Consider the following 23,349-nt stretch of genomic DNA (forward strand, 5'->3'; position numbering starts at 1 on the left):
TGCAGAACGATCAGTACGCAGGCCCTAGCCCGGAACGCGACGGATCTTGGCGCCCAGCATCTGCAGTTTTTCTTCGATGCATTCATAACCACGGTCAATGTGGTAAATGCGATCGATCAACGTGTCGCCCTGAGCAACCAGCGCTGCGATCACCAAGCTGGCCGACGCACGCAGGTCGGTCGCCATGACGGGCGCGCCTTTGAGCAAATCAACACCGGTCACGACCGCGGTATTACCTTCAACCAGGATCTGTGCGCCCATGCGCTGCATCTCATAGACGTGCATGAAGCGGTTTTCGAAGACCGTTTCAATCACGGCACCGGTGCCTTCGGCGATAGCGTTCAGCGCGACGAACTGCGCCTGCATATCGGTCGGGAACGCCGGGTAGGGGGCGGTGCGCAGGTTCACGGCTTTAGGCCGCTTGCCGTGCATGTTCAGTTCGATCCAGTCAGCGCCAGTAGTGACTTCAGCGCCTGCTTCCTGGAGCTTGAGCAACACAGCTTCCAGAATGGTTGGATCGGTATCCTTGAGCTTGACGCGACCGCCAGTGGCCGCCGCCGCTACCAGGTAAGTGCCGGTCTCGATGCGGTCGGGCATCACTTTATAGGTGGCACCGTGCAAACGCTTAACGCCATCGATGGTGATGGTGTCAGTGCCCGCGCCGGTGATGTTCGCACCCATGGCGATCAGGCAGTTGGCGAGGTCGACCACTTCCGGTTCACGGGCAGCGTTTTGCAACACGCTACGGCCGTTGGCCAGACTGGCTGCCATCATGATGTTTTCGGTACCGGTCACGCTGACGGTATCGAAGAAGAAGTTCGCGCCACGCAGGCCGCCTTCTGGCGCCTTCGCTTTGATGTAGCCGCCTTCAACGTCGATGGTCGCGCCCATGGCTTCAAGGCCACGGATGTGCAAATCGACCGGACGTGAACCGATGGCGCAACCGCCAGGCAACGCCACTTCTGCTTCGCCGAAACGGGCAACCATCGGACCCAGCACCAGGATCGAAGCACGCATGGTTTTCACCAATTCGTACGGGGCGATCAGGGTCTTGATGGTGCGTGCGTCGATTTCAACGCTGAGCTTTTCGTCGATCACAGGCTCGATGCCCATGCGCCCGAACAGCTCGATCATGGTGGTGATGTCGTGCAGGTGCGGCAGGTTGCACACCGTCACCGGCCCATCGGCCAGCAACGTTGCAGCAAGAATCGGCAGGGCAGAGTTCTTTGCCCCGGAAATGCGGATTTCGCCATCAAGACGAACGCCGCCAGTAATAATCAGTTTATCCATTAGAATCTCGACGCCAATTGGCTCAGGTGCGCTCGGCCCATGCAGCGCGGCTGAAAAATTTCATAGTGATCGCATGGATGCTGCCATCAGCGATCCAGGGGTTCAAATGGGCATAGATCTGCTGCTGACGCTTGACTGGGCTAAGGGTCGCCATCTCGTCACTGATCACATTCAGCTGAAAATTGCAGCCTTCACCTTCAACTTCTACCTGGATTTCCGGCAGCTTTCCTTCAAGGAAGCTTTTAACTTCTACGGCCTGCATGCTTAACCTCGATCGGCGCCCTACGCGCGCGGGTCGGCCATCATACAAAAAAGCCCCCTCGCTGCGAACCCCGGAATGACACACTCGGACGGAAAGCTTTCTTTTATGACGGCTGATTCGGTTCCAGCAACTCAATCAAGCCGGACACTTGGGCGATTTGGCGCATATCGTCCGGCAGCGACTGAACGCTGACACTTTTTCCGGCTGCATCGGCGTCGCGCATGAAAGCGAGCAGCAACGCCAGGCCGACACTGCTGGATTTCTCCACAGCGGAGCAGTCCAGAATCAAGGCCGGCGCAGTGCAGGCCTTGATCAGGGCCTGGCCTTGCTTGCGCAAAGCCGGCCCGGTGCGGAAGTCGAGCACGCCACTCAGGTACAACTCACCTGCCGCGCCAAGACGAACACCTGACTCACTCATTGACAGGTTTCTCGGCCGCTTGATCGATGGTGCCCTTGGCCTTGGCAACTTCGCCCGCCCAACCGTTGATGGTTTTATCAAGGTCATTGCCATTGTGTTGCATGGCGTCAGCGAACTGATCACGGAACAGCTTGCCAATGTTGATGCCGTTGATAATGACGTTACGCACTTTCCACTCGCCGTTGATTTTCTCGAGCGTGTAGGACACAGGATACAGGGTGCCGTTGGTGCCCTTGACCTGCATATCGACGCTGGTCCGGGTATCGTTTTCATCTTTGGCTGCGGCGACTGTAATGCCCTGGTTGTTGTACTCAAGCAGTGCGTTGCCATAGAACTGCATCAGGCTCCGCTTGAAATTATCCTGAAAGCGCAGCATTTGCTCAGGTGTCGCTTTGCGAGAGTACTTGACCGTCATGATGCTTTTCGAGATGCCCTCGGCATCCACTACCGGGCCGACAATGCGGTTCAAGGCATCGTAAAAAGCGCTCGGATTGGTTTTGTATTGCTCTTTATGCGCGGCCAGATCGCTCAACAATTCCTTGGTCGTGCGATCCACCAGATCATGGGCGGACGGCGCGGCCGCCGCATTCGCGACCAATGGAAGCGCAGCCAGCAACACAAGCAGGCCACGGCGCAAGATTGAGATCATAGAGAAGCTCCTCATTTGGCGTCTTTACTCACGGTATTGAGCAGGAATTTGCCGATCAGATCCTCCAGCACCAACGAAGACTGGGTATCGTGAATCGTGCTGCCGTCTTTGAGCAGCGCCTCTTCCCCGCCCACGCTGATACCGATGTATTTCTCACCCAGCAAACCGGCGGTAAGGATGGAAGCCGTGGAGTCCGATGGCAGGTTATTCACCCGCTTTTCAACCTCCATTGTCACCCGCCCGGTAAAACTGTCGCGATCCAGATCGATAGCCGTGACCTTACCGATTGTCACGCCCGCCAAGGTCACCTTGGCTCTGACAGTCAAACCGGCAATATTGTCGAAGTACGCATAAAGTTTATAGCTGTCGCTGGTCGCGCTTACGCTCAAACCACTGACCCGCAAGGCCAGCAACAGCAAAGCCAAGATCCCGGCCAGCAGGAATAGGCCGACACCGGTTTCCAGGGTGCGGTTTTGCATCAAAAGTCTCCAAACATCAGGGCAGTCAGAATAAAGTCCAGGCCTAAGATGGCCAACGAGGCATACACCACTGTTTTAGTGGTGGCACGACTGATCCCTTCCGAAGTGGGCTCGCAGTCGTAACCCTGAAACACGGCAATCCAGGTAACAACAAAAGCAAAGATTACGCTTTTAATAACGCCATTGAGCACATCATCCGTGAAGGACACGCTGTTTTGCATGTTTGACCAGAATGAGCCTTCGTAAACGCCCAGCCAGTCGATCGCAACCCAGGAGCCGCACCAGATCCCGACCACACTGAAGATCATCGCCAACAACGGCAGAGAGATGAATCCAGCCCACAGACGCGGCGCAACGATGTACTTGAGCGGATCGACGCCAATCATTTCCAGGCTGGACAATTGCTCAGTGGATTTCATGTTGCCAATTTCAGCGGTCAACGCGGAACCCGCGCGCCCGGCGAACAGCAGAGCCGCAACCACAGGCCCCAACTCACGCAACAGGGTCAACGCAACCATCTGCCCGACAGCCTGCTCCGAGCCATATTTAGTCAGGATGTTGAAGCCCTGGAGCGCCAACACCATGCCGATGAAGCCCCCCGAAACCACAATAATCAGCAGGGACATGACGCCGATTGAATGCAGTTGCCTGACCAGCAGTTGAAAACTGCCGCCAATGCCGCCGCGGCCGAACAACACATGAACCAGAAATATGCCGGAGCGCCCCAGCACCGTAATGCTATCGATCGCAGCGTGCCCGAACAGACGAATCCGCTCCAGTAGTGACTTTCTGCGCATCAGCGCTTCCCCAAAAGTTCTTCGCGATAATCCGGTGCCGGATAGTGAAACGGCACAGGGCCGTCAGGGTCACCAGTCATGAATTGATGAATACGAGGGTTGTCCGAGTTCATCAACTCCTCGGGGGTCCCCTGCCCCAATACCTGGCCGTCGCCGACTACATAGAGGTAGTCAGCGATACTCGCTGTTTCGGCAAGATCGTGGGACACCACAATGCTGGTGATCCCCAACGCATCGTTGAGCAACCGAATCAAGCGCACCAGCACCCCCATGGCAATCGGGTCCTGGCCCACGAAGGGTTCGTCGTACATAAGGATCTGCGGATCAAGGGCAATCGCCCGAGCCAGTGCCACACGACGCTTCATGCCGCCAGACAACTCGTCGGGCGTCAGCTCGATGGCGCCGCGCAGTCCAACCGCCTGCAATTTGAGCAGGACGATGTCGCGGATCATTTCTTCCGGCAACTCGGTGTGCACGCGAAGCGGAAAGGCCACGTTCTCGAACACATCGAGATCCGTGAACAAGGCGCCACTCTGAAACAGCACGCCCATTTGCTTGCGTGCGTCGAACAGGTCGCTGCGCGACAATTCCGGCAGATTCTGGCCGTTGACCCAGACCTCGCCTTTGCTGGGACGCAACTGCGCGCCCATCAAACGCAGCAAGGTCGTCTTGCCACAGCCGGAAGGTCCCATGATGCCGGTGACCTTGCCCCGCGGAATACGAATATCAACATTATTGAAAATGCTGCGCGTCCCGCGCATGAAGGTGACACCCTTCAGCTCGACCGCGTAGGCGTTATCGGCACTCATCTAAACTCCTTGCGATGCAGCCTCACACTCTGACGCCAGGTCCGTGCCGCAAGACACGCGCTGTGGCTGTCCGGGGGGCAGAACCGGCGGCGAACTATACCACCGCCCGCGCGCGCGGCCCACGGTAGAAGCCTCTTTCGTTAAGGTGCGAGACAGATAATTCGAACAATTGCGAAACGTCCTACAAAGGACACAATCAGTCCACGTGTACCTGACCTGATTTTTGGGCGCACGACAAAGTCGGACGATCAAGCGTGAGGGATTGAGCCATTACCGCTATAATCGCCGCCTTTTCATCAGGCTGACCGATTTTTGACATGAGCCAATCCAGCGACCTGATTCAAACAGCACAACGCACCATCCGCCTCGAAATAGAAGCCGTAGAAGGCTTGCTGGCCCATATCGACGCGGATTTCGTGCGCGCTTGCGAGATGATTCTGGCCGGTACAGGCCGTGTTGTAGTGGTCGGCATGGGCAAGTCCGGGCACATCGGCAACAAGATTGCCGCCACCTTGGCAAGCACGGGCACCACCGCATTCTTCGTCCACCCGGCTGAAGCAAGCCACGGTGACATGGGCATGATCACCCGCGACGACATCATTCTGGCGATCTCCAACTCGGGTTCGACCGCCGAAATCGTCACCTTGCTGCCACTGATCAAACGCTTGGGCATCAAGATGATCAGCCTGACCGGCAACCCTGATTCGCCGCTGGCCAAGGCCGCGGAAATCAATCTCAACGTCTACGTCACGCAAGAGGCCTGCCCGCTGAACCTGGCCCCGACGTCCTCGACCACCGCCGCACTGGTGATGGGTGATGCACTGGCAGTCGCCCTGCTCGAAGCGCGCGGATTTACGGCAGAAGACTTTGCCTTCTCCCATCCAGGCGGCGCGCTTGGCAGACGGTTACTGCTCAAAGTCGAGCACGTCATGCATATCGGGGAAGACTTGCCGAAGGTTCAGCGCGGCACGCTGCTGCGTGATGCACTGATGGAAATGACCCACAAGGGCTTGGGCATGACCGCCGTTGTGGAGGCCGATGGCCGCCTCGCCGGGATATTTACCGACGGCGATTTGCGCAGGACCCTGGACCGCAGCATCGATATTCGCAAAGCGACCATAGACGAAGTGATGACACTCCATGGCAAGACCGCTCGCCCCGAGATGCTTGCAGCCGAGGCGTTGAAAATCATGGAGGACCACAAAATTGGAGCCTTGATCGTGGTCGACAAGAACGACCACCCTATTGGCGCCTTCAACCTGCAAGACCTGCTGCGCGCGGGGGTTATGTAATGAGCGAAGTGACGATGCAGGACCTGCTGCAACGCGGCAAGAACATCAAACTGGCCATTTTCGACGTCGATGGCGTGCTAACGGACGGCCGCCTGTACTTTCTCGAAGACGGCAGTGAGTTCAAAACGTTTAATACGCTCGACGGTCAAGGCATCAAAATGCTGATCGCCTCGGGCGTGCACACCGCTATCATCAGCGGGCGCCGCACACCGGTGGTCGAGCGCCGCGCGCAGAATCTGGGCATCCAGCACCTGTATCAAGGCCGCGAAGATAAACTGGTCGTTCTTGACGAACTACTTGCCCAACTCAATCTAAGCTATGAACAGGTCGCTTACCTGGGTGACGACCTGCCAGACTTGCCCGTCATTCGGCGCGTCGGCCTTGGCATGGCGGTCGCCAATGCGGCCAGCTTTGTCCGGCAACATGCCCACGGTATTACTCAGGCTCGCGGCGGCGAAGGCGCGGCTCGCGAGTTTTGCGAGTTGATCCTTAGCGCTCAAGGCAGCCTTGAAGCGGCCCATGCCGCCTACTTATAGAAGTCATTTATGCTGAGTAAAAAGATTCGCCGGTTTTTGATTCTGGGTGTGCTTGCGCTGATGCTGGCGGCGGCGGGCTACTGGAACATCAGCCCTGAAACCTTTCTGGAGCAGCGGGCTGCACCTGTTGACGCGGCCACCATCGATTTTTATGCGATGAATGCTCACAGTGTGCAGTTCCTCCCGGACGGCAAGCTTCAATACGACATGACCGCCGACAAGGTCGAGCATGTGCAGATTTCCGACATCACCCTGCTGACCAATCCGGACCTGCAACTGTATCGCGGCGCCCTCTTCCCCTGGCATGTCCAGAGCAAGAAGGGAGAAGTCTCGCCCGGCGGCACGGAGGTCGAGCTCATCGATTCGGTACGTATCGCACGCACTGACGAAAAAAACCGGACAACGATTATTACCAGCAGTCGAATGACTGTATTCCCACAGAAGCAATATGCGCAGACCGAGCAAGCCGTTAGAATCGATGGTTTCGGCGGTGTATCCACTGGCACGGGTATGAAAGCGTATTTGAACGACGGCAGGATGCACCTGCTGTCCAACGTAAGAGGACAGTATGAGGCTCGTTAAAACCCTCCCTTTTTTGCTCGGTTTGGGCGCAGCACTGGGAAGCGTGAGCGCCTGGGCTCTGCCGACGGACCGCGATCAGCCTATTCATATTCAGTCTGACGATGCGCAACTCGATGACAAGCAGGGCATTGCCACCTACAAAGGCAATGTCATCATCACCCAAGGCTCGATGAAGATCACCGGCAACACCGTGACCATCACCCGGACACCAACCGGTGAAGTCGACGTATTCACCGCCGTCGGCAATCTTGCTTACTACGAACAGAAACCTGCCGTCGACAAGCCTATCGTTCAAGCGTACGGCGTGACCATCCAGTACTTCGCCGCCCTCGACCGGATCATCCTGATCGACAAGGCCAAGGTCATCAACGACGGCAATACGTCCGAAGGCGAGAAAATCGTCTATGACACGGTGAAACAGATCGTCAATGCCGGCCGCGCCAACGGCGCCAAGGTGACGGCACCACGTCCGCGAATCGACATGGTCATCCAGCCGAAAAACAAACCTGCACCGCAGAAGGCTCCGTAATGGCGACGCTTAAAGCCCAGCATCTGGCTAAAAGCTATAAAGGTCGTCAGGTTGTGCGCGATGTCAGCCTGTCGATCGAGAGCGGGCAAATCGTGGGACTGCTGGGCCCTAACGGCGCGGGCAAAACCACCTGTTTCTACATGATCGTAGGGTTGGTCCAGGCCGACCAGGGTCGCGTCTTGATCGACGATCAAGACGTCAGTCACCAACCCATGCACGGTCGCGCGCGCGCCGGGATCGGCTACCTGCCGCAGGAAGCCTCGATTTTCCGCAAGCTGTCGGTTGCCGATAACATCATGGCGATCCTCGAGACCCGCAAGGAACTCGACCGCACGGCACGTCGCAAGGAGCTGGAAAGCCTGCTGCAGGAGTTCCACATCAGCCACATACGCGACAACCTGGGCATGAGCCTGTCCGGTGGTGAACGCCGCCGTGTGGAAATCGCTCGCGCCTTGGCGACTTCGCCAAAATTCATCCTGCTTGATGAACCGTTTGCCGGTGTCGACCCCATTTCCGTCGGCGACATCAAACAAATCATTTATCACTTGAAAGCCAAGGGCATCGGCGTACTGATCACCGATCACAACGTACGTGACACCCTGGATATTTGTGAAACAGCTTACATCGTCAACGACGGGCAACTGATCGCTGAGGGTGATTCAGAAACCATTCTGGCTAACCAACTGGTTAAAGAGGTTTACCTCGGCCATGAATTCCGCCTGTAAGTTCTGCGGTGTTTCGCTCTTCATCGGCGACGGACGCTAGGGTGCAGTGCTGACAAGAACATTAATTGTCATCACACCCTAGGCAAACACTTAGGTTTCAGGCATATAATTTGCTTAAGCTGGCGCTTCGGCGCCCTGTAGTGGATGGCGCATGTGCGCCGGCGAATAAGGTGTTAAGCCCCTGCCATGAAACCATCGCTAGTCCTGAGAATGGGCCAGCAGCTGACGATGACACCGCAGCTGCAACAGGCCATCCGCCTCCTCCAATTGTCGACCCTGGACCTTCAACAGGAAATCCAGGAAGCGTTGGAGTCGAACCCTATGCTGGAACGCCAGGAAGAAGGCGACGACTTCGACAATGCCGATCCGCTGGCCGACAACATAGAGAAACCCAATCCTGACGTACAGGAACCCACCTACCAGGAGCCCGCCCCGACGGTGGACAACCTGGAAGAAGGCGACTGGAACGACCGCATCCCCAGCGAACTGCCCGTTGATACCGCTTGGGATGACGTATATCAGACCAGCGCCAGCAGCCTGCCCAGCAGCAACAACGATGATGACGAATGGGACTTCACCACTCGCACATCGGCCGGCGAGAGCCTGCAAAGCCATCTGCTGTGGCAATTGAATCTGGCACCCATGTCCGATACTGATCGATTGATCGCTGTCACGCTGATCGACTGCATCAACAATCAGGGCTACCTGGACGAGTCGCTTGAGGAAATCCTCGATGCCTTCGATCCGGAAATGGATGTCGAGCTGGATGAAATCGAAGCGGTACTGCACCGTATCCAGCAATTCGAACCCGCAGGTATCGGCGCTCGTAACCTGAGCGAATGCCTGTCGCTGCAATTGCGTCAGCTCCCCGCGAAAACGCGCTGGCTGGCCGAAGCACAACGCTTGGTCGGAGACTACATCGACCTGCTTGGCAGCCGCGACTACGCTCAGTTGATGCGGCGCATGAAGCTCAAGGAAGACGAGCTGCGCCAGGTCATTGAACTGGTGCAAAGCCTTAACCCGCGCCCCGGCTCGCAAATCGAGTCCAGTGAGGCCGAATACGTCGTGCCCGACGTGATCGTGCGCAAAGACAATGAACGCTGGCTGGTAGAGCTCAATCAAGAGTCCGTGCCCCGCCTGCGGGTCAACCCGCAATACGCAGGGTTTGTCCGCAGGGCCGACACCAGCGCTGACAACACCTTCATGCGCAATCAGTTGCAGGAGGCCCGCTGGTTCATCAAGAGCCTGCAGAGCCGCAACGAAACGCTGATGAAAGTGGCCACACAGATCGTTGAGCACCAGCGCGGCTTCCTTGAGTACGGCGACGAAGCCATGAAACCCTTGGTTCTGCATGACATCGCCGAAGCGGTAGGCATGCACGAATCAACGATTTCACGGGTAACCACGCAAAAATTCATGCATACCCCGCGCGGTATTTACGAACTGAAATATTTCTTTTCCAGTCACGTAAGCACCTCGGAGGGCGGAGAGTGTTCGTCCACAGCCATCCGCGCGATCATCAAAAAACTGGTTGCCGCGGAAAATCAGAAAAAGCCGTTGAGTGACAGCAAGATCGCTGGTTTACTGGAGGCACAAGGCATTCAGGTAGCCCGACGCACTGTCGCTAAATACCGCGAATCACTTGGGATAGCACCGTCAAGCGAACGCAAGCGATTGATGTAAGGGTGGCCGTACGCCGTAGCGTTCCAGTGGTAGGCATTCAGGCCTGCCTCTTTATGTACTGGCAACGAAGGAGACGCTGTATGCAAGTCAACATCAGTGGACACCAATTGGAAGTGACCAAGCCCCTGCGCGAATACATCGAGCTCAAACTCAAGAAGCTCGAAGGGCACTTTGACAAGATTACCAATGTGCAGGTCACGATGGCGGTCGAGAAACTGAAACAGAAAATCGAAGCCACGCTGCACATCCACGGTGGAGAGGTGGTCGCTAACGCAGAACATGACGACATGTATGCGGCAATCGACCTACTCACTGACAAGCTGGACCGACAATTGCTCAAGCATAAGGAAAAGCAGCAGAACATCCTAAAGGGTGCGACAGCTCGCTAACACCCACAACCCATGATCCGACTTGAAAATATCCTGACTGCCGGCCGTTCACTCGTGAACGTGCCGAGCAGCAGTAAAAAAAATGTTCTTGAGCAAATTGCCAAGCTGATCGGCCGTGAAACGGAGCTCGATTCGGATTTGGTACTCACGAGTCTTATCGCCCGCGAAAAACTCGGCTCGACCGGCTTCGGTAATGGCATCGCTATTCCGCATTGCCGGCTGACGGGCTGTCCGATGCCCATCAGCGCCCTTTTACACCTCGACACCCCCGTAGACTTTGACGCCATCGACGGCAGGCCTGTGGACCTGCTTTTTGTGCTTCTGGTCCCGGAAGCTGCCACCGATGAACACCTGGAGCTGCTGCGCCAGATCGCCAGCATGCTTGACCGCGCCGATGTGCGTGACCGCCTACGCAGTGCCCAAAGCGATGAAGCGCTTTATCAGGTGGTACTGGACGTGCAGAACGGCCACTGATGATGCGCATGATCATCGTCAGCGGCCGATCCGGCTCCGGCAAGAGCACCGCACTGGATGTACTGGAAGACAACGGCTTCTATTGCATCGACAACCTGCCTGCGGGCCTGCTCCCGGAGCTGGCCGAACGTGCCCTGATTCATACTGAGCTGGCTCAGCCGCTGGTCGCAGTCTCCATCGACGCGCGCAACCTGCCGAGCCATCTGTCGCGCTTTCCCGAATTGCTGGAAGAGGTCCGCAGCCGCCACATCCAGTGCGATGTGCTGTACCTCGACGCCGATGAAGAAACCCTGCTCAAACGCTTCTCTGAAACCCGTCGTCGCCACCCCCTGAGCAGCGCCAACCGCTCGCTTGCCGAAGCGATACGTGACGAGAGCAACCTGCTTGGACCGATCATCGATCTGGCCGACCTGAAAATCAACACCACGCACCTGAACCTCTATCAGCTACGTGACATGCTTAAACTGCGCCTGCTGAACAAGCCGGAGCCGGGCACTGCGTTTCTGGTTGAATCGTTTGGTTTCAAGCGTGGCATGCCAGTAGATGCTGACTTGGTATTCGATGTGCGCTGCCTGCCCAACCCCTACTGGAAGCCAGAGCTGCGCGAACTGTCCGGGCTCGACCAGCCCGTGGCCGATTATTTGGCGGCACAGCCGGATGTCGAAGAAATGTTCCAGGACATCTACGCCTACTTGAACAAATGGTTGCCGCGCTTTGCGGCCAGCAACCGTGCCTACGTGACTATTGCCATTGGCTGCACCGGCGGACACCACCGATCCGTCTACCTGACCGAGCGCCTGGGTCAGGTCTTGCAACAATCTCTCAAGAACGTTCAGGTCCGCCACCGCGACCTCAGCTGAAAGGACCTTCATCGCGATGCCCGTTCGTCAAATCACCATCATCAACAAGCTTGGCTTGCACGCGCGCGCCGCCGCTAAATTCGTCGGCGTCGCCGGAAGATTCCCCTGCCAGATCAGAGTAGGTCGCGCACCCGACAGCATGGTCGACGGCAAAAGCATCATGGCCGTAATGATGCTGGCTGCAGGCAAAGGCACCGACATCCACCTGCACACAGAAGGTGAAGACGATCAGGCAGCACTCGAAGGCTTGATCGAGCTGATCAACAACCGGTTTGATGAAGGCGAATAAATGCTCGCCAGACAAGAAGGATAGATCGTCGATTCGTTCAATTAGCGAAGTTTTCGATCCTCACTTGGCCATCGGGGAAGGTAGCGATAATTTCCAGCTCCCCTCCCATGGCGCGAATGTAGTTTCGCAGGGTACTAATGTACATATCCGTGCGCCGCTCCATCTTTGAAATAGCCGCCTGATTGACGTGCAACGTTTCGGCCAGTGTTGCCTGGCTTAATGCCTTGGCCTGGCGTAACTCGTTCAGGGGCATTTCCTTCAGGTGTTGTTGATAAAGCGTCTCCGCGCATGCACGAGATTCAGGTGCCATACGCGCTTCGAGTTCAGAGAATTTCTTAGCCATTATCCAGGCCCTCTTTGAGCAATGTTTCCAAGTGCTCGTCATATAAGCGATCCGCCAATGGGACGTGCTCTTCGTACCAGCGGTTTTGCCCGGTCTTGTCGCCGCCAAGCAACAGCAGAACGCAGCGGCGCGGATCAAACGCATACAGCACCCTATACGGACGGCCAGCGTGCTGCACCCTCAACTCACGGAGGTTGCCATGCCGAGAGCCCTTGATACCGCTACAGTGCGGAAAACGCAGCCCTGGCCCAAACCGCTCCAACAGTTTAACGCTCGCGGATAACGACACCTGCTCGCCTTCGCTCAGATCTTCCCACCAGCCCTCGAACTCATCGGTGTACTCAATTTCCCAATCCATGGGCGAAATATGCCGACAATCGAGTATAACCTCAATGGAATATATGTATGATTTTTTGTCCGCCGAGACGGAGAGCCTCATGCGGGAAGCATGAGGCTCTTGTTTCCTGGATCAGCTACCCGCAACCGTCATGCGTTCGATCAGCACAGAGCCTGTGCGGATATTGCTGCGCAGTTCGAGATCGCTGCCGACCGCGACGATCTGTTTGAACATGTCACGCAGGTTGCCGGCAATGGTGACTTCCTGAACCGGGAACTGGATTTCGCCGTTCTCGACCCAAAAGCCTGCCGCGCCACGAGAGTAGTCGCCGGTGACCATATTCAAACCACTGCCCATCAACTCAGTGACCAGCAAGCCGCGGCCCATGCGACGCAGCAGCGCTGTCTGATCTTCCACACCGTGGGTGACGAACAGGTTATGCACGCCGCCTGAGTTGGCTGTGCTCGGCAGACCCAGCTTGCGGCCTGAGTAAGTGCCCAGAACGTAGGACACCAAATCGCCGTTCTCCACGAAGGGTTTGGCATAGGTTGCCAGGCCATCACCGTCGAACGCCGAGCTGCCCATGGCACGCATCAGGTGCGGCCGTTCGTCGAGGGTCAGCCATTCAGGGAACAGGCGCTGCCCCATCGCTCCTTCCAGAAAGGATGATTTACGATACAGATTGCCGCCGGAAATGGCGGACAGAAGATGACCGAACAAACTGCCCGCCAATTCCGCAGCGAACAACACCGGAACTTCACACGTCGGTACCGGACGCGCGCCCAAGCGGCTGGCCGCGCGCTGTGCCGCACGACGGCCAATGCTTTGCGCGTCCGCCAACAACTCGCCCTGGCGACTCACGTCGTACCAGTAGTCGCGCTGCATCTGCCCTTCGCCCTCGGCGATCATCACGCAGCTCAAGCTGTGGCGTGTCGAGGCAGAGCCGCCAATAAAACCGTGGCTGTTGCCATACACGCGACACCCTTGATGGGTGTTGAGCGTGGTGCCGTCGGCATTCTTGATCCGGCTGTCGGCATCGAACGCCGCCGCTTCACAGATCAAGGCACGCTCAATGGCTTGTTCCGGGGTGATATCCCACGCGTGGAACAGATCGAAGTCTGGCTGTTCTTTAGCCATCAGCGCAGCGTCGGCGAGACCGGAGCATTCATCTTCGGAGGTGTGTTTGGCAATCGCCAACGCAGCCGCTACGGTTTCGCGAATGGCGTCAGCGCCGCTGGCGGAGGTACTGGCGGAGCCTTTGCGCTGACCGACATACAGGGTGATACCAAAGCCCTGGTCGCGGTTGAACTCGACGGTTTCCACTTCACGCTGGCGAACCGTGGTCGACAAGCCCTGCTCCAGGGATACCGCCACTTCACAGGCGCTTGCGCCCTGACGCTTGGCTTCGGCGATGATTTGCTCAACCTGTTCTTGCAGTGCAGGCAAGGCTTGCGGGCCTACGCTTTGAGCTGTACTCATGACTTTCTCCATCAAATTCTGCTTTCGGTACAGGCCGAATACCGACCGGGCCGGACAAGTGGCCCCTGACTGGTTATCATGGCGGCGTTTATTAGCGGACTGCCCCCATGGTTGATTCTTACGACGACTCCCTCGATGAGGGTAAAAGCAAAACTCAGGTCAAACGCGAGCTTCATGCTCTGGTTGACCTTGGCGAGCGCCTGACAACACTCAAGCCTGACTTGCTGGCGAAACTGCCCTTGACCGACGCGTTGCGCCGGGCCTTGGCCGAAGCGCCCAAGCACACCGCAAACATTGCGCGTAAACGGCATATCCTGTTCATCGGCAAGCTGATGCGCGATCAAGACCTGGACGCCATTTTGGTGTTGCTTGATCAACTTGATGCCTCCACTCGCCAATACAACGAACGTTTTCACGGTCTGGAACGCTGGCGTGATCGCTTGATCACAGGCACCGACGACGTACTCGAGAAGTTTGTCGGCGACTATCCGGAAGCGGATCGTCAGCAACTGCGTTCGCTTATACGCCAGGCCCAGCACGAACTTGCCCAAAGCAAGCCACCTGCTGCCAGCCGCAAACTGTTCAAGTACATCCGCGACCTGGACGACATGAAGCGCGGCCTGCGCTAGTGTTCAAGTACCGAATGAGTCGCACCCTGCGATTCATTCGGTGCAGTCTTTCAGGAACCCGTACCGCCTACCGTGATCGCATCGATCTTCAAGGTCGGCTGACCGACGCCTACTGGCACTGACTGACCGTCCTTGCCGCAGGTGCCCACGCCGCTGTCCAGCGCCAGGTCGTTACCGACCATCGACACCCGACTCATGGCCTCAGGCCCGTTACCGATCAAGGTCGCCCCTTTGACCGGCGCAGTGATTTTGCCGTCTTCGATCAAATAGGCCTCACTGGTCGAAAACACGAATTTGCCGCTGGTGATATCCACCTGACCGCCGCCGAGGTTGGCGCAGTAGATACCCCTCTTCACCGACGCGATGATTTCCTCAGGGTCGCTTTGCCCAGCCAGCATGTAAGTGTTGGTCATGCGGGGCATCGGCAGGTGCGCATAGGACTCGCGACGACCGTTACCGGTACGCGCCACACCCATCAATCGAGCGTTGAGCTTGTCCTGCATGTAACCCTTGAGCACGCCGTTTTCGATCAGCGTGGTGCAGTGGGTCGGCGTGCCTTCATCGTCCACCGTCAACGAACCTCGACGACCGGCCAACGTGCCGTCATCGACAATCGTGCACAGCTTGGACGCCACCATTTCACCCATTCGCCCGCTATATGCCGAGCTGCCTTTGCGGTTGAAATCGCCTTCAAGGCCATGGCCGACCGCTTCGTGCAACAGTACGCCGGACCAGCCGGAACCAAGCACCACTGGCAACGTGCCAGCAGGTGCAGGGATTGCTTCAAGATTCACCAACGCCTGACGTAACGCTTCACGGGCATAGCCCATGGCACGGTCCTCCGTGAGGAAATACCGGTAATCGGTGCGCCCGCCACCGCCATGCCCGCCTCGTTCGCGTCGGCCATTCTGCTCGACGATGACGCTGACATTAAAACGTACCAGCGGACGCACATCCGCCGCCAGGCTGCCATCGGTGGACGCGATCAGAATCCGCTCCCACACCCCGGCCATGCTGACCGTGACCTGCTGAATACGTGCATCCAATGCTCGCGTGGCAACGTCGACGCGCTTGAGCAGCTCGACCTTTTCCGCGCGCGTCATCACGTCCAGCGGGTTGTCCGGCGCATACAACTGGGCCACATCCTGCGTGGTAAATGCTTGCACCCGGCCTTCCTGCCCGGCGCGGGAAATCGAACGGGCAGCGCGTGCGGCAAGGCTCAATGCCTCAGGGGTAATCGCATTGCTGTAGGCAAATCCGGTTTTCTCACCCGATTGCGCCCGTACACCGACGCCCTGATCGAGGTTGAAACTGCCTTCCTTGACGATGCCGTCTTCCAACGACCAGGACTCGGAAATCTGCCCTTGAAAATACAGGTCAGCCGCGTCGATCCCGGGGCCAGCCAGCTCGCCCAGCACCGACTGCAAGCTGTCGAGGCTCAGGCCGCCAGGCGCTAAAAGGTGTTCGCTGACAGAGGACAAGTCGCTCATATTCACTCCGAGGTGTGCGCAGGCCGCAATGCGTCCCGCGAAAAAAATCGCCGGTGATCAGACACCGGCATCCGCGCCCGTATGGACGCCTGTTCATCGCTATCACGTTCGGCCAGCAGCACCGCTTCGCCCTGGGCCTGCTCAGCCAGCACGCGCCCCCAAGGATCGATGATCGCGGCATGCCCGTAGGTTTCCCTTGGGCCGGGGTGCATACCCCCTTGCGCCGCCGCCAGCACATAGCACTGGGTCTCTATCGCACGCGCCCGAATTAGAATGTCCCAATGCGCGGCGCCGGTGACGGCAGTGAAGGCCGACGGTGCAGTGATCAATTGCGCGCCCGCTTCGCGTAGCGCGCTATACAACTCAGGGAAACGCAGGTCGTAACACACGCTCAAACCCAGACGCCCCACCGGCGTATCGGCAACCACAACGTTGTCACCGTAGGCGTAATCATCCGATTCCCGATAACGACCCCGGTTGTCGGCCACGTCCACATCGAACAAATGCAGCTTGTCATAGCGCGCCACTTGCTCGCCGTGCTCATCGATCAGCAATGAACACGCGGTGACTTTGCCCTGCGGCCGATCAGCCGGTGGTAGCGGTAACGTGCCAGCCACTATCCATAATTTGAGGTCGCGAGCGGTCAGTTTCAACCATGGCAGGATCGGACCCTGGCCTTGAGCCTCGGCGCGACCGATATCGGCAACGTCGCGACGGCCCATGGCAGCAAAGTTTTCCGGGAGCACCGCAAGGCGCGCGCCGGACTCGGCAGCCTGTTCAAGCAAGCGGCGAGCCTGAGCCAGATTGGCCAGGACATCGCTCTGGCTGACCATTTGAACTACAGCAAAAGACATGGCGCGCTCCGGACAAGACATGCCACCACTGTACTCCATGGCGCGCTATTGAGGTTTTTCAAAGGGTTTGTCGAAGGTGATCTTGGGTTCTTTCCATGGGCCTTCAACGCGGTATTGCACGCTGGCGAATCGCGCCACGCGGTCACCCAGCAGTTTGTCGACCAGGAACAAGGCACCACCAATGGCCGGTGCGCCAATGAGTAACGCCGCGATCGGCAAGTTATTGGTCACCGGCAATGTCACCAGAAGCTTGGCATCGACCCGGTCGTTGACCATGTCCAGCGTGCCCTCGAGCTCAAGATTGCTCGACGGCCCGGTCAGGGTGATCGGGTTTCGGGTCACATACACCCCGTCGCTGGAGACCAACAGCCCTTTGACCCGGTCGTAACTCAGGCCCTTGCCGAGCAAGTCCGAGAAATCCAGGCGCAAACGACGGCCGATGGAGTTGAAGTTGAGCAGACCGAACACCCTCAGCGCTTGTGCGCCCCCTTCCACTTCAACGAACTGACCGGAACGAAGCGTCGCATCCAGGCTGCCCGAGTAACGCTTGACCCCTATCCAGGCCGGCGAACCGGGCCAACGGCCGTCGGCGTTCAGCTCGAACGTATCGCTGGTCACGGTCGGTGCAAACCCCCAGGCCTTCAATACATCCGCAAGGTTCTTGCCGCCGACACGGCCCTTGTACCAACTGCTGGTCGATCCCGGCGCGCCTTCCCAGCCACCGTCGCCCTGTAACAACATCCCCTTGAGACCCAGATTCAAATCGGAAAGCCGGACACCCGTAGCGGTTGGCCTGGCTTTGAGCGCCCACGCTCCGACCAACTGATCGCCCTGGAACAGCTGAGAGACCTTGATATCCATCGCCGGAATTTGCCGTGGATCGACATCGACCAGTGGGTCCTTGCCATTCTCTACCACCGCGGCACTGGGATCAGGCGCAGGCAAACGCACGTAGAGAAGGTCGATACCAATGGGGGCTGTTTTTGCGTCGGGCAGGTTGGCCGTGCCCTTGAGCAAGGCGCTGTCGACCGCCAAAGACCAGGAGGCGTCTTTTCGATTGAGTTGCACATCGACCTGATCGAGCGTGGCGCCCAGCGCACTCAATTTTCCGATCTGCAGGTTCGCGCTGCGCAGTAACTGCTTGGCGCTGCCGCCAGGATCATTGCCGGCATAGCGCTCGACCATGGTTTTCCATGGCGCGATGTCCAGCTCGGAGAGTGCCCCGCGTACTCTTAAACCTTTAGGGTCAGGCAGGACCGCAGCGTCCGTGCCGAGAAACAGCTCGCCCCGGCCTTCTGCGATATTGCCGCCTGGCGCCACGAATGCCAGATTAGCCAAGGCGTCGTAAGTGGCCCAGTAACGCCGGTCAGACCCACGCAAGGTCATGCGAAACTCACTCTCGCGCACGTCACCCGCCGCCTTGCCAAAGGGCGCAGGCAGATCGACGGCCAACCCTTTGAGGTTAGAGTTGACCCGCAGCTGACTGTCAGCCCCGTCAAGGGTGACCTGCACCTGATACGGCAGATCACCGAACACTGGCAACGGCTGAGTCTCGCCTAGCCAATCGGTGAGTTTCTTCAGCGCGACCTGGCCATTGGCGACGATCCGGGTTGTGATCGCCCCCGGCCTTCCTTCCGCATAAATCTGTGCGGTAATCGGCCGTTCGAACGCTTGGGCGCGTATGCCGCTGCCGCTCAAGCCCTTGGCGTTGTCGAAACGGAATGCCCCCTTGAGCTGCGTCAACTCCAGCGGCGGCTCGCTCAGTTTCAAGCGTGCAGCGTCGGTGTTGAAGTCCACTGCAATTTTCTGCCCTTCGCCTTTGGCCAAGGGTATGTCCAGCTTCAGCTTGCCCTGCAACGAACCGTCGCCTTGCCAGCCCGCGAACATATCGGCCGTGCCGATGGGAGCCTCCTGAAGAATCTTCAGGCCATCACCCAAACCACCGACGAAATCACCGTCGACCAGCAAGTGACTGACTTGCCCGTTAGCCACATGCGGAATATTGACCAGAACATTGCTGACCTGGGTATCCAGAAGCTTGCCCTTGCTCGCTTTGATGCGGACGCCGCTGTCCTCGACGAATACATCCCCGTCCACGCCATTGAGCTGCGGCCAGCCAGGCTGGAAGGCCAGCGAAGCGTCGTGCACCTTGAAAAACAGACTGATGCTGCGCGCGGCGTCCGTTGCGTCGCTTCTGAGCGAGCCTTGATACTGGAAGAACCCCTGATCCACCGCGCCCCCCAGGATCGCGGTGCGCAGCCATCCGTCCAGCGCAGGGCTGAGCACGGCAGGCAGGTACTTGGCGGTGTAACGACCGTCGCCCTCGACCATACCGACCCGCAGGTCCATGTAATCTTCCTGGGTGTGATCGAAATGCAGGCGGATCAGAAAGTCGCTGGCGATTTTTCCTTCGTCGCCCAACACCTGAATGTAGGGGGCAATCAGGGTGAAACCCTGCTCATCCAGCTTCCAGGTCAGCCGGGCGTTAGCCTTTCGGTATTGCCAGGGATGCGTGAAGATCGGGTACAAATGCAGCATGAAGTCATCCGTGGCCAGGCGCAGTTCGCCCTCCCCCAGATCACCGCTGATGCTGCCGCTGACATTGCCGGCCGCCGGTGCGCCGTGATAAGCATTGAAGCCGACCTTGTCCAGATTGGCCGCAAAGCTGAGACGTTTGTCACCCACGGCTTGTGGCCGGTAATCGAGCAATACGTTGCGCAATCCACCCGTGACTTTCAGGTTGTCGAGCACCGTCATGAGCGCGTCCGGCAATGGCGCCAGGGAATCGAGTATCGGGGTGATCGGCGTCAGGTCCAGGCGATCGGCCTGCACATGCCAAAGCTCTTCAACGTCCGGGGTCGCATCCTGCTGTTTGAGCTGGATGCGGCTTTCCCAACGTTTGTCGCCAAGGTTCATGGCCAATGACTCGAACGACAGGCTGAAACCATTGTTACCGCGCTGGAACCAGGCGTTGAGCGCCAGATTATCGATTTTCGTCGCCTTGCGGGCGGCATAGACCCCTTTCAACAGCGGGGCATTGACTCGCGCCACAGCACTTTGCAGCGTGCCTTTGCCCCAGGTCAGCCAGAATTCACCGCCAGCCTTGAGTGTGGAGACCGTCCATTGCCGGGTCAGGCTGGCCGGCAACCAGCGCGCCCAGTCACTCTGCGGCAGGCTCAGGTAGACATCGGCCTCGCCATCACGCCAGTTTTCCGCCTGCACCCGTGAGCGCAGGTTGAGCGCCATCGGCTGACCATCAGGCAAGGTCAAACGCGCGTCCAGGCGTTGACTGCTGCTCCCAGTGCGCAAACTGAAGCTGACGTATGTGAGGGTCGACGGCGCCTGTTCGTAAGGCTGAAAGGTGATCTGACTGTCGAGCAACGACAGTTCGGCAACCGCCTGCATCTGGGTCAATACGTGTTCCGGGTCGAAGGGCTTATCGTCCTGGACCGGCAAGCCCTGAAGCGCCCAATGACCCTCCTTGTCTTCTTTGAGGCTCAGTTGCAGGCCATTGAACTCCAGGTGAGCGATGCGCACCTCGCGGGCCAACAGACTGGCCCAGATGTCAGGTACAGCCCGCACATTGTCCAGACGCAGGGCACGGGCGCCCTCGCCCACCATCACATCGTGGGCCAGCAGTGTTGGGGTAAAACCGTGCCAGCGGCCTTCGAGGCTGCCAATACTCAGCGGCATATTCAGCGCGGCGCGGGCCTCGGTTTCAACTTCGCCACGGTACTCGGCCACCAAGGGCACCAGCTGTCGGCCGAGGCTGACGTACAGCGCCGTCAACACTAAACCCAAGGCGCACACGCCCAGACTCCAGCGAGTCAAGGCGGCGAGAAAACGCGTCAGACGCTCCATGTCAGCTGGCCCTCAAGGCTGAAGGCTGCGCGTGCAGGCGGCGCGGCCGTGCAGTCATCGATGGGGCCAGGAATTGCTCATTTGCCACGCAGAGTTCTCATTAGAAGGCGTCCTGCCATTAGTACTGAAGCTGACGGATGGTTGGCTGGTTAGAGCAACACCACGTCGTATTGCTCTTGGGAATACATGGTCTCGACCTGAAAACGAATGGTGCGGCCGATAAAACCTTCCAGCTCGGCAACGTTGCCCGACTCTTCATCGAGCAAACGGTCCACGACTTTCTGATTGGCTAATACACGATAGCCTTCCGCTTGATAAGCGCGGGCTTCGCGCAATATTTCTCGGAAAATTTCGTAACAGACCGTCTCGGGCGTCTTCAACTTGCCGCGCCCCTGGCAACTGCTGCAAGGCTCGCACAGCACTTGTTCAAGGCTTTCGCGGGTGCGCTTGCGGGTCATCTGCACCAGGCCCAACTCGGTAATACCGATGATGTTGGTTTTGGCGTGATCACGCTCCAGTTGTTTCTCCAGCGTACGCAGAACCTGGCGTTGGTGCTCGCCGTCCTCCATGTCGATGAAGTCGATGATGATGATCCCGCCCAGATTGCGCAGGCGCAATTGACGGGCAATCGCCGTGGCCGCTTCCAGGTTGGTCTTGAAGATGGTCTCTTCGAGGTTTCGATGACCGACGAACGCCCCGGTATTCACGTCGATGGTGCTCATCGCTTCGGCTGGATCGATGACCAGATACCCGCCGGATTTGAGTGGCACTTTGCGGTCCAGGGCTTTCTGGATTTCATCTTCGACACCGTACAGGTCGAAAATTGGCCGTTCCCCCGGGTAATGCTCCAGGCGATCAGCGATTTCCGGCATCAGCTCGGCGACAAATTGGGTGGTCCGCTGGAAGGTCTCGCGTGAATCGATACGGATCTTCTCGATGCGCGGGCTTACCAAATCCCGCAGGGTGCGCAGGGCCAGGCCCAGGTCTTCATAAATAACGCTGGGGGCGCCAACGGTCTTGATCTGCTCGCCGATCTGATCCCAAAGACGGCGCAGATAGCGGATATCCATCAGGATTTCATCCGCGCCAGCGCCTTCAGCTGCTGTGCGCAGGATAAAGCCACCGGCCTCCTTGATGCCTTCCAGCGCAACGCAATCGGTGACCACCTTTTTAAGACGCTCGCGCTCGGCTTCGTTTTCGATTTTCAGGGAGATCCCGACGTGGGAGGTTTTGGGCATGTACACCAGATAGCGCGACGGGATCGACAATTGCGTGGTCAGACGCGCGCCTTTGCTGCCAATCGGGTCTTTGGTGACCTGCACCACCAGGCTCTGGCCTTCGTGCACCAGCGCGCTGATGCTTTCGACGGCCGGACCTTCGCGCATGGAAATTTCCGACGCATGAATGAACGCCGCACGGTCCAGACCGATGTTGATGAAGGCCGCTTGCATGCCGGGCAGCACCCGTACGACTTTGCCTTTGTAAATATTGCCGACGATGCCGCGACGCTGGGTCCGCTCGACGTGGACCTCCTGCAGCACACCGTTCTCAACCACGGCCACGCGCGACTCCATCGGCGTGATGTTGATAAGAATCTCTTCACTCATGGCTTATTACCTTCCAGGCGTTGCCAACAGGGTATGCCGAAATGGCCGAGCAGTTCTGCGGTTTCGCACAACGGCAATCCGACCACCGCCGAATAGCTACCGCGCAGATCAGCGACAAAAATAGCCGCCAACCCCTGAATCGCGTAACCGCCCGCTTTGTCGTGTGGCTCACCGCTGGCCCAGTAGGCCTTGGCTTCCTCAATCTGAATCGAGCGAAAGCGCACCAGGCTGCGGACCACACGGGTTTCGCAACGCTGGTTGTTGATGACAGCGATGGCGGTCAAGACTTCGTGTTCACGGTTGGACAAGGCGCTCAACATCGCCAGGGCATCGGCTTCGTCGACCGGCTTGCCAAGGATTTTCCCATCGAGCACCACGGCGGTGTCAGCACCGATCACGCAAGGGCTGGAAGCCTCTTCGCTGACTGCCAGCAATGCCAGACCGGCCTCGGCTTTGCCCCGCGCAAGCCGTTCGACATAGGTCGTCGGGCCCTCGTCGGGCAAAGGGGTCTCATCGATCTGTGCACTGAGCGAAGTAAAAGGCACGCCGATCTGCGTCAGCAGTTCACGGCGACGGGGCGAGCCAGAAGCCAGATAGAGCGGGGGCATAAGGACATCTCCCTGTCAGTGATCGTGGGCGTTGCCACTCTGCAATACGCGCTATGCAAAAAATGCCGCGGGACGAAA

Annotated in this window: 26 protein-coding genes; 11 read left to right on the forward strand and 15 right to left on the reverse strand. The window is 58.2% G+C overall.

The window, feature by feature from the left end; translation table 11 throughout:
• Positions 1–24: 24 nt before the first annotated feature.
• The 7 genes from murA to K0F75_RS13170 form a co-directional block, all read right to left on the reverse strand.
• Positions 25–1,290, reverse strand: a complete 1,266-nt coding sequence (murA, locus tag K0F75_RS13140; protein WP_219062289.1) for a UDP-N-acetylglucosamine 1-carboxyvinyltransferase — start codon at positions 1,288–1,290, stop codon at positions 25–27.
• A 22-nt stretch (positions 1,291–1,312) separates the two neighbouring features.
• The gene (locus K0F75_RS13145; RefSeq protein WP_219062290.1) at positions 1,313–1,552 is read right to left on the reverse strand and encodes a BolA family protein; all 240 of its coding nucleotides are present in this window, start codon (positions 1,550–1,552) and stop codon (positions 1,313–1,315) included.
• A 103-nt stretch (positions 1,553–1,655) separates the two neighbouring features.
• Positions 1,656–1,970 (reverse strand): lipid asymmetry maintenance protein MlaB, encoded by a 315-nt coding sequence (locus K0F75_RS13150; RefSeq protein WP_219062291.1) that lies wholly within the window; start codon positions 1,968–1,970, stop codon positions 1,656–1,658.
• A complete protein-coding gene (locus K0F75_RS13155) occupies positions 1,963–2,619 on the reverse strand; it encodes a phospholipid-binding protein MlaC (protein WP_219062292.1) in 657 nt (218 codons plus the stop codon). The genes K0F75_RS13150 and K0F75_RS13155 overlap by 8 nt, the downstream gene beginning before the upstream one ends.
• An 11-nt stretch (positions 2,620–2,630) precedes the next feature.
• Positions 2,631–3,098, reverse strand: coding sequence for an outer membrane lipid asymmetry maintenance protein MlaD (gene mlaD, locus K0F75_RS13160; RefSeq protein WP_219062293.1), 468 nt, complete (start codon positions 3,096–3,098; stop codon positions 2,631–2,633).
• Positions 3,098–3,895, reverse strand: a complete 798-nt coding sequence (gene mlaE / locus K0F75_RS13165; protein ID WP_219062294.1) for a lipid asymmetry maintenance ABC transporter permease subunit MlaE — start codon at positions 3,893–3,895, stop codon at positions 3,098–3,100. The genes mlaD and mlaE overlap by 1 nt, the downstream gene beginning before the upstream one ends.
• Positions 3,895–4,704 carry an ATP-binding cassette domain-containing protein gene (locus tag K0F75_RS13170; RefSeq protein ID WP_219062295.1) on the reverse strand — a complete coding sequence of 270 codons (810 nt, stop codon included), beginning with the start codon at positions 4,702–4,704 and terminating at the stop codon, positions 3,895–3,897. Before K0F75_RS13170 ends, mlaE begins: the two co-directional genes overlap by 1 nt.
• Positions 4,705–5,021: 317 nt before the next feature.
• Between K0F75_RS13170 and K0F75_RS13175 the strand changes: the two genes are divergently transcribed.
• The 10 genes from K0F75_RS13175 (at position 5,022) to K0F75_RS13220 (ending at position 12,063) form a co-directional block, all read left to right on the forward strand.
• Positions 5,022–5,996 (forward strand): KpsF/GutQ family sugar-phosphate isomerase, encoded by a 975-nt coding sequence (locus K0F75_RS13175; protein WP_219062296.1) that lies wholly within the window; start codon positions 5,022–5,024, stop codon positions 5,994–5,996.
• Positions 5,996–6,532 (forward strand): 3-deoxy-manno-octulosonate-8-phosphatase KdsC, encoded by a 537-nt coding sequence (kdsC, locus tag K0F75_RS13180; RefSeq protein ID WP_219062297.1) that lies wholly within the window; start codon positions 5,996–5,998, stop codon positions 6,530–6,532. Before K0F75_RS13175 ends, kdsC begins: the two co-directional genes overlap by 1 nt.
• 9 nt (positions 6,533–6,541) lie before the next feature.
• The gene (gene lptC / locus K0F75_RS13185; protein ID WP_219062298.1) at positions 6,542–7,114 is read left to right on the forward strand and encodes an LPS export ABC transporter periplasmic protein LptC; all 573 of its coding nucleotides are present in this window, start codon (positions 6,542–6,544) and stop codon (positions 7,112–7,114) included.
• Positions 7,101–7,643, forward strand: a complete 543-nt coding sequence (lptA, locus tag K0F75_RS13190) for a lipopolysaccharide transport periplasmic protein LptA (protein ID WP_219062299.1) — start codon at positions 7,101–7,103, stop codon at positions 7,641–7,643. Before lptC ends, lptA begins: the two co-directional genes overlap by 14 nt.
• Entirely contained in the window at positions 7,643–8,368 is a 726-nt protein-coding gene (gene lptB / locus K0F75_RS13195) for an LPS export ABC transporter ATP-binding protein (RefSeq protein ID WP_219062300.1), read from the forward strand. The genes lptA and lptB overlap by 1 nt, the downstream gene beginning before the upstream one ends.
• Positions 8,369–8,554: 186 nt before the next feature.
• Positions 8,555–10,051, forward strand: a complete 1,497-nt coding sequence (locus K0F75_RS13200; protein ID WP_219062301.1) for an RNA polymerase factor sigma-54 — start codon at positions 8,555–8,557, stop codon at positions 10,049–10,051.
• Between the two features lie 80 nt (positions 10,052–10,131).
• Positions 10,132–10,440, forward strand: a complete 309-nt coding sequence (hpf, locus tag K0F75_RS13205) for a ribosome hibernation-promoting factor, HPF/YfiA family (protein ID WP_065832888.1) — start codon at positions 10,132–10,134, stop codon at positions 10,438–10,440.
• 12 nt (positions 10,441–10,452) lie between these two features.
• Entirely contained in the window at positions 10,453–10,914 is a 462-nt protein-coding gene (ptsN, locus tag K0F75_RS13210) for a PTS IIA-like nitrogen regulatory protein PtsN (RefSeq protein ID WP_219062302.1), read from the forward strand.
• A 2-nt stretch (positions 10,915–10,916) separates the two neighbouring features.
• Positions 10,917–11,774, forward strand: a complete 858-nt coding sequence (gene rapZ, locus K0F75_RS13215; RefSeq protein WP_219062362.1) for an RNase adapter RapZ — start codon at positions 10,917–10,919, stop codon at positions 11,772–11,774.
• Between the two features lie 16 nt (positions 11,775–11,790).
• On the forward strand, positions 11,791–12,063 hold the full coding sequence (locus tag K0F75_RS13220; RefSeq protein WP_219062303.1) for an HPr family phosphocarrier protein: 273 nt from the start codon (positions 11,791–11,793) through the stop codon (positions 12,061–12,063).
• A gap of 37 nt (positions 12,064–12,100) precedes the next feature.
• On the opposite strand, the gene K0F75_RS13225 is transcribed toward K0F75_RS13220, so the two are convergent.
• The 3 genes from K0F75_RS13225 to pmbA all read right to left on the reverse strand — a co-directional run bounded on the left by K0F75_RS13225 (position 12,101) and on the right by pmbA (position 14,222).
• Positions 12,101–12,406 carry an XRE family transcriptional regulator gene (locus tag K0F75_RS13225; RefSeq protein WP_219062304.1) on the reverse strand — a complete coding sequence of 102 codons (306 nt, stop codon included), beginning with the start codon at positions 12,404–12,406 and terminating at the stop codon, positions 12,101–12,103.
• Positions 12,399–12,764, reverse strand: a complete 366-nt coding sequence (locus tag K0F75_RS13230; RefSeq protein ID WP_219062305.1) for a type II toxin-antitoxin system RelE/ParE family toxin — start codon at positions 12,762–12,764, stop codon at positions 12,399–12,401. The genes K0F75_RS13225 and K0F75_RS13230 overlap by 8 nt, the downstream gene beginning before the upstream one ends.
• A gap of 111 nt (positions 12,765–12,875) precedes the next feature.
• Positions 12,876–14,222 carry a metalloprotease PmbA gene (gene pmbA, locus K0F75_RS13235; RefSeq protein WP_219062306.1) on the reverse strand — a complete coding sequence of 449 codons (1,347 nt, stop codon included), beginning with the start codon at positions 14,220–14,222 and terminating at the stop codon, positions 12,876–12,878.
• Positions 14,223–14,329: 107 nt separating this feature from the next.
• Between pmbA and yjgA the strand changes: the two genes are divergently transcribed.
• On the forward strand, positions 14,330–14,851 hold the full coding sequence (yjgA, locus tag K0F75_RS13240; RefSeq protein WP_219062307.1) for a ribosome biogenesis factor YjgA: 522 nt from the start codon (positions 14,330–14,332) through the stop codon (positions 14,849–14,851).
• Between the two features lie 50 nt (positions 14,852–14,901).
• On the opposite strand, the gene tldD is transcribed toward yjgA, so the two are convergent.
• The 5 genes from tldD to K0F75_RS13265 all read right to left on the reverse strand — a co-directional run bounded on the left by tldD (position 14,902) and on the right by K0F75_RS13265 (position 23,271).
• Positions 14,902–16,341 (reverse strand): metalloprotease TldD, encoded by a 1,440-nt coding sequence (tldD, locus tag K0F75_RS13245; protein WP_219062308.1) that lies wholly within the window; start codon positions 16,339–16,341, stop codon positions 14,902–14,904.
• A gap of 2 nt (positions 16,342–16,343) precedes the next feature.
• Positions 16,344–17,195, reverse strand: coding sequence for a carbon-nitrogen hydrolase family protein (locus tag K0F75_RS13250; protein WP_219062309.1), 852 nt, complete (start codon positions 17,193–17,195; stop codon positions 16,344–16,346).
• A 45-nt stretch (positions 17,196–17,240) separates the two neighbouring features.
• Complete coding sequence (locus tag K0F75_RS13255; protein WP_219062310.1) at positions 17,241–21,056, reverse strand: YhdP family protein; 3,816 nt, start codon at positions 21,054–21,056, stop codon at positions 17,241–17,243.
• 149 nt (positions 21,057–21,205) lie between these two features.
• The gene (gene rng, locus K0F75_RS13260; protein WP_219062311.1) at positions 21,206–22,663 is read right to left on the reverse strand and encodes a ribonuclease G; all 1,458 of its coding nucleotides are present in this window, start codon (positions 22,661–22,663) and stop codon (positions 21,206–21,208) included.
• Positions 22,660–23,271: a nucleoside triphosphate pyrophosphatase gene (locus K0F75_RS13265; RefSeq protein WP_219062312.1), complete on the reverse strand. Its 612-nt coding sequence runs from the start codon at positions 23,269–23,271 to the stop codon at positions 22,660–22,662. The genes rng and K0F75_RS13265 overlap by 4 nt, the downstream gene beginning before the upstream one ends.
• Between the last annotated feature and the right edge of the window lie 78 nt (positions 23,272–23,349).

The sequence above is a fragment of the Pseudomonas sp. UMAB-08 genome, from assembly GCF_900095225.1.
Taxonomy (GTDB): Bacteria; Pseudomonadota; Gammaproteobacteria; order Pseudomonadales; family Pseudomonadaceae; genus Aquipseudomonas.

Excerpts from the sequence above, each read along its gene's own strand:
- K0F75_RS13250 (WP_219062309.1), bottom strand. The coding sequence starts at position 17,195 with ATGTCTTTTGCTGTAGTTCAAATGGTCAGCCAGAGCGATGTCCTGGCC.
- kdsC (WP_219062297.1), top strand. The coding sequence starts at position 5,996 with ATGAGCGAAGTGACGATGCAGGACCTGCTGCAACGCGGCAAGAACATC.
- pmbA (WP_219062306.1), bottom strand. The coding sequence starts at position 14,222 with ATGAGTACAGCTCAAAGCGTAGGCCCGCAAGCCTTGCCTGCACTGCAA.
- K0F75_RS13150 (WP_219062291.1), bottom strand. The coding sequence starts at position 1,970 with ATGAGTGAGTCAGGTGTTCGTCTTGGCGCGGCAGGTGAGTTGTACCTG.
- ptsN (WP_219062302.1), top strand. The coding sequence starts at position 10,453 with ATGATCCGACTTGAAAATATCCTGACTGCCGGCCGTTCACTCGTGAAC.
- K0F75_RS13230 (WP_219062305.1), bottom strand. The coding sequence starts at position 12,764 with ATGGATTGGGAAATTGAGTACACCGATGAGTTCGAGGGCTGGTGGGAA.
- hpf (WP_065832888.1), top strand. The coding sequence starts at position 10,132 with ATGCAAGTCAACATCAGTGGACACCAATTGGAAGTGACCAAGCCCCTG.
- K0F75_RS13265 (WP_219062312.1), bottom strand. The coding sequence starts at position 23,271 with ATGCCCCCGCTCTATCTGGCTTCTGGCTCGCCCCGTCGCCGTGAACTG.
- lptB (WP_219062300.1), top strand. The coding sequence starts at position 7,643 with ATGGCGACGCTTAAAGCCCAGCATCTGGCTAAAAGCTATAAAGGTCGT.
- K0F75_RS13255 (WP_219062310.1), bottom strand. The coding sequence starts at position 21,056 with ATGGAGCGTCTGACGCGTTTTCTCGCCGCCTTGACTCGCTGGAGTCTG.
- lptA (WP_219062299.1), top strand. The coding sequence starts at position 7,101 with ATGAGGCTCGTTAAAACCCTCCCTTTTTTGCTCGGTTTGGGCGCAGCA.
- K0F75_RS13170 (WP_219062295.1), bottom strand. The coding sequence starts at position 4,704 with ATGAGTGCCGATAACGCCTACGCGGTCGAGCTGAAGGGTGTCACCTTC.
- tldD (WP_219062308.1), bottom strand. The coding sequence starts at position 16,341 with ATGAGCGACTTGTCCTCTGTCAGCGAACACCTTTTAGCGCCTGGCGGC.
- rapZ (WP_219062362.1), top strand. The coding sequence starts at position 10,917 with ATGCGCATGATCATCGTCAGCGGCCGATCCGGCTCCGGCAAGAGCACC.
- murA (WP_219062289.1), bottom strand. The coding sequence starts at position 1,290 with ATGGATAAACTGATTATTACTGGCGGCGTTCGTCTTGATGGCGAAATC.
- lptC (WP_219062298.1), top strand. The coding sequence starts at position 6,542 with ATGCTGAGTAAAAAGATTCGCCGGTTTTTGATTCTGGGTGTGCTTGCG.
- K0F75_RS13175 (WP_219062296.1), top strand. The coding sequence starts at position 5,022 with ATGAGCCAATCCAGCGACCTGATTCAAACAGCACAACGCACCATCCGC.
- K0F75_RS13155 (WP_219062292.1), bottom strand. The coding sequence starts at position 2,619 with ATGATCTCAATCTTGCGCCGTGGCCTGCTTGTGTTGCTGGCTGCGCTT.
- K0F75_RS13200 (WP_219062301.1), top strand. The coding sequence starts at position 8,555 with ATGAAACCATCGCTAGTCCTGAGAATGGGCCAGCAGCTGACGATGACA.
- K0F75_RS13145 (WP_219062290.1), bottom strand. The coding sequence starts at position 1,552 with ATGCAGGCCGTAGAAGTTAAAAGCTTCCTTGAAGGAAAGCTGCCGGAA.
- mlaD (WP_219062293.1), bottom strand. The coding sequence starts at position 3,098 with ATGCAAAACCGCACCCTGGAAACCGGTGTCGGCCTATTCCTGCTGGCC.
- rng (WP_219062311.1), bottom strand. The coding sequence starts at position 22,663 with ATGAGTGAAGAGATTCTTATCAACATCACGCCGATGGAGTCGCGCGTG.
- mlaE (WP_219062294.1), bottom strand. The coding sequence starts at position 3,895 with ATGCGCAGAAAGTCACTACTGGAGCGGATTCGTCTGTTCGGGCACGCT.
- K0F75_RS13220 (WP_219062303.1), top strand. The coding sequence starts at position 11,791 with ATGCCCGTTCGTCAAATCACCATCATCAACAAGCTTGGCTTGCACGCG.
- yjgA (WP_219062307.1), top strand. The coding sequence starts at position 14,330 with ATGGTTGATTCTTACGACGACTCCCTCGATGAGGGTAAAAGCAAAACT.
- K0F75_RS13225 (WP_219062304.1), bottom strand. The coding sequence starts at position 12,406 with ATGGCTAAGAAATTCTCTGAACTCGAAGCGCGTATGGCACCTGAATCT.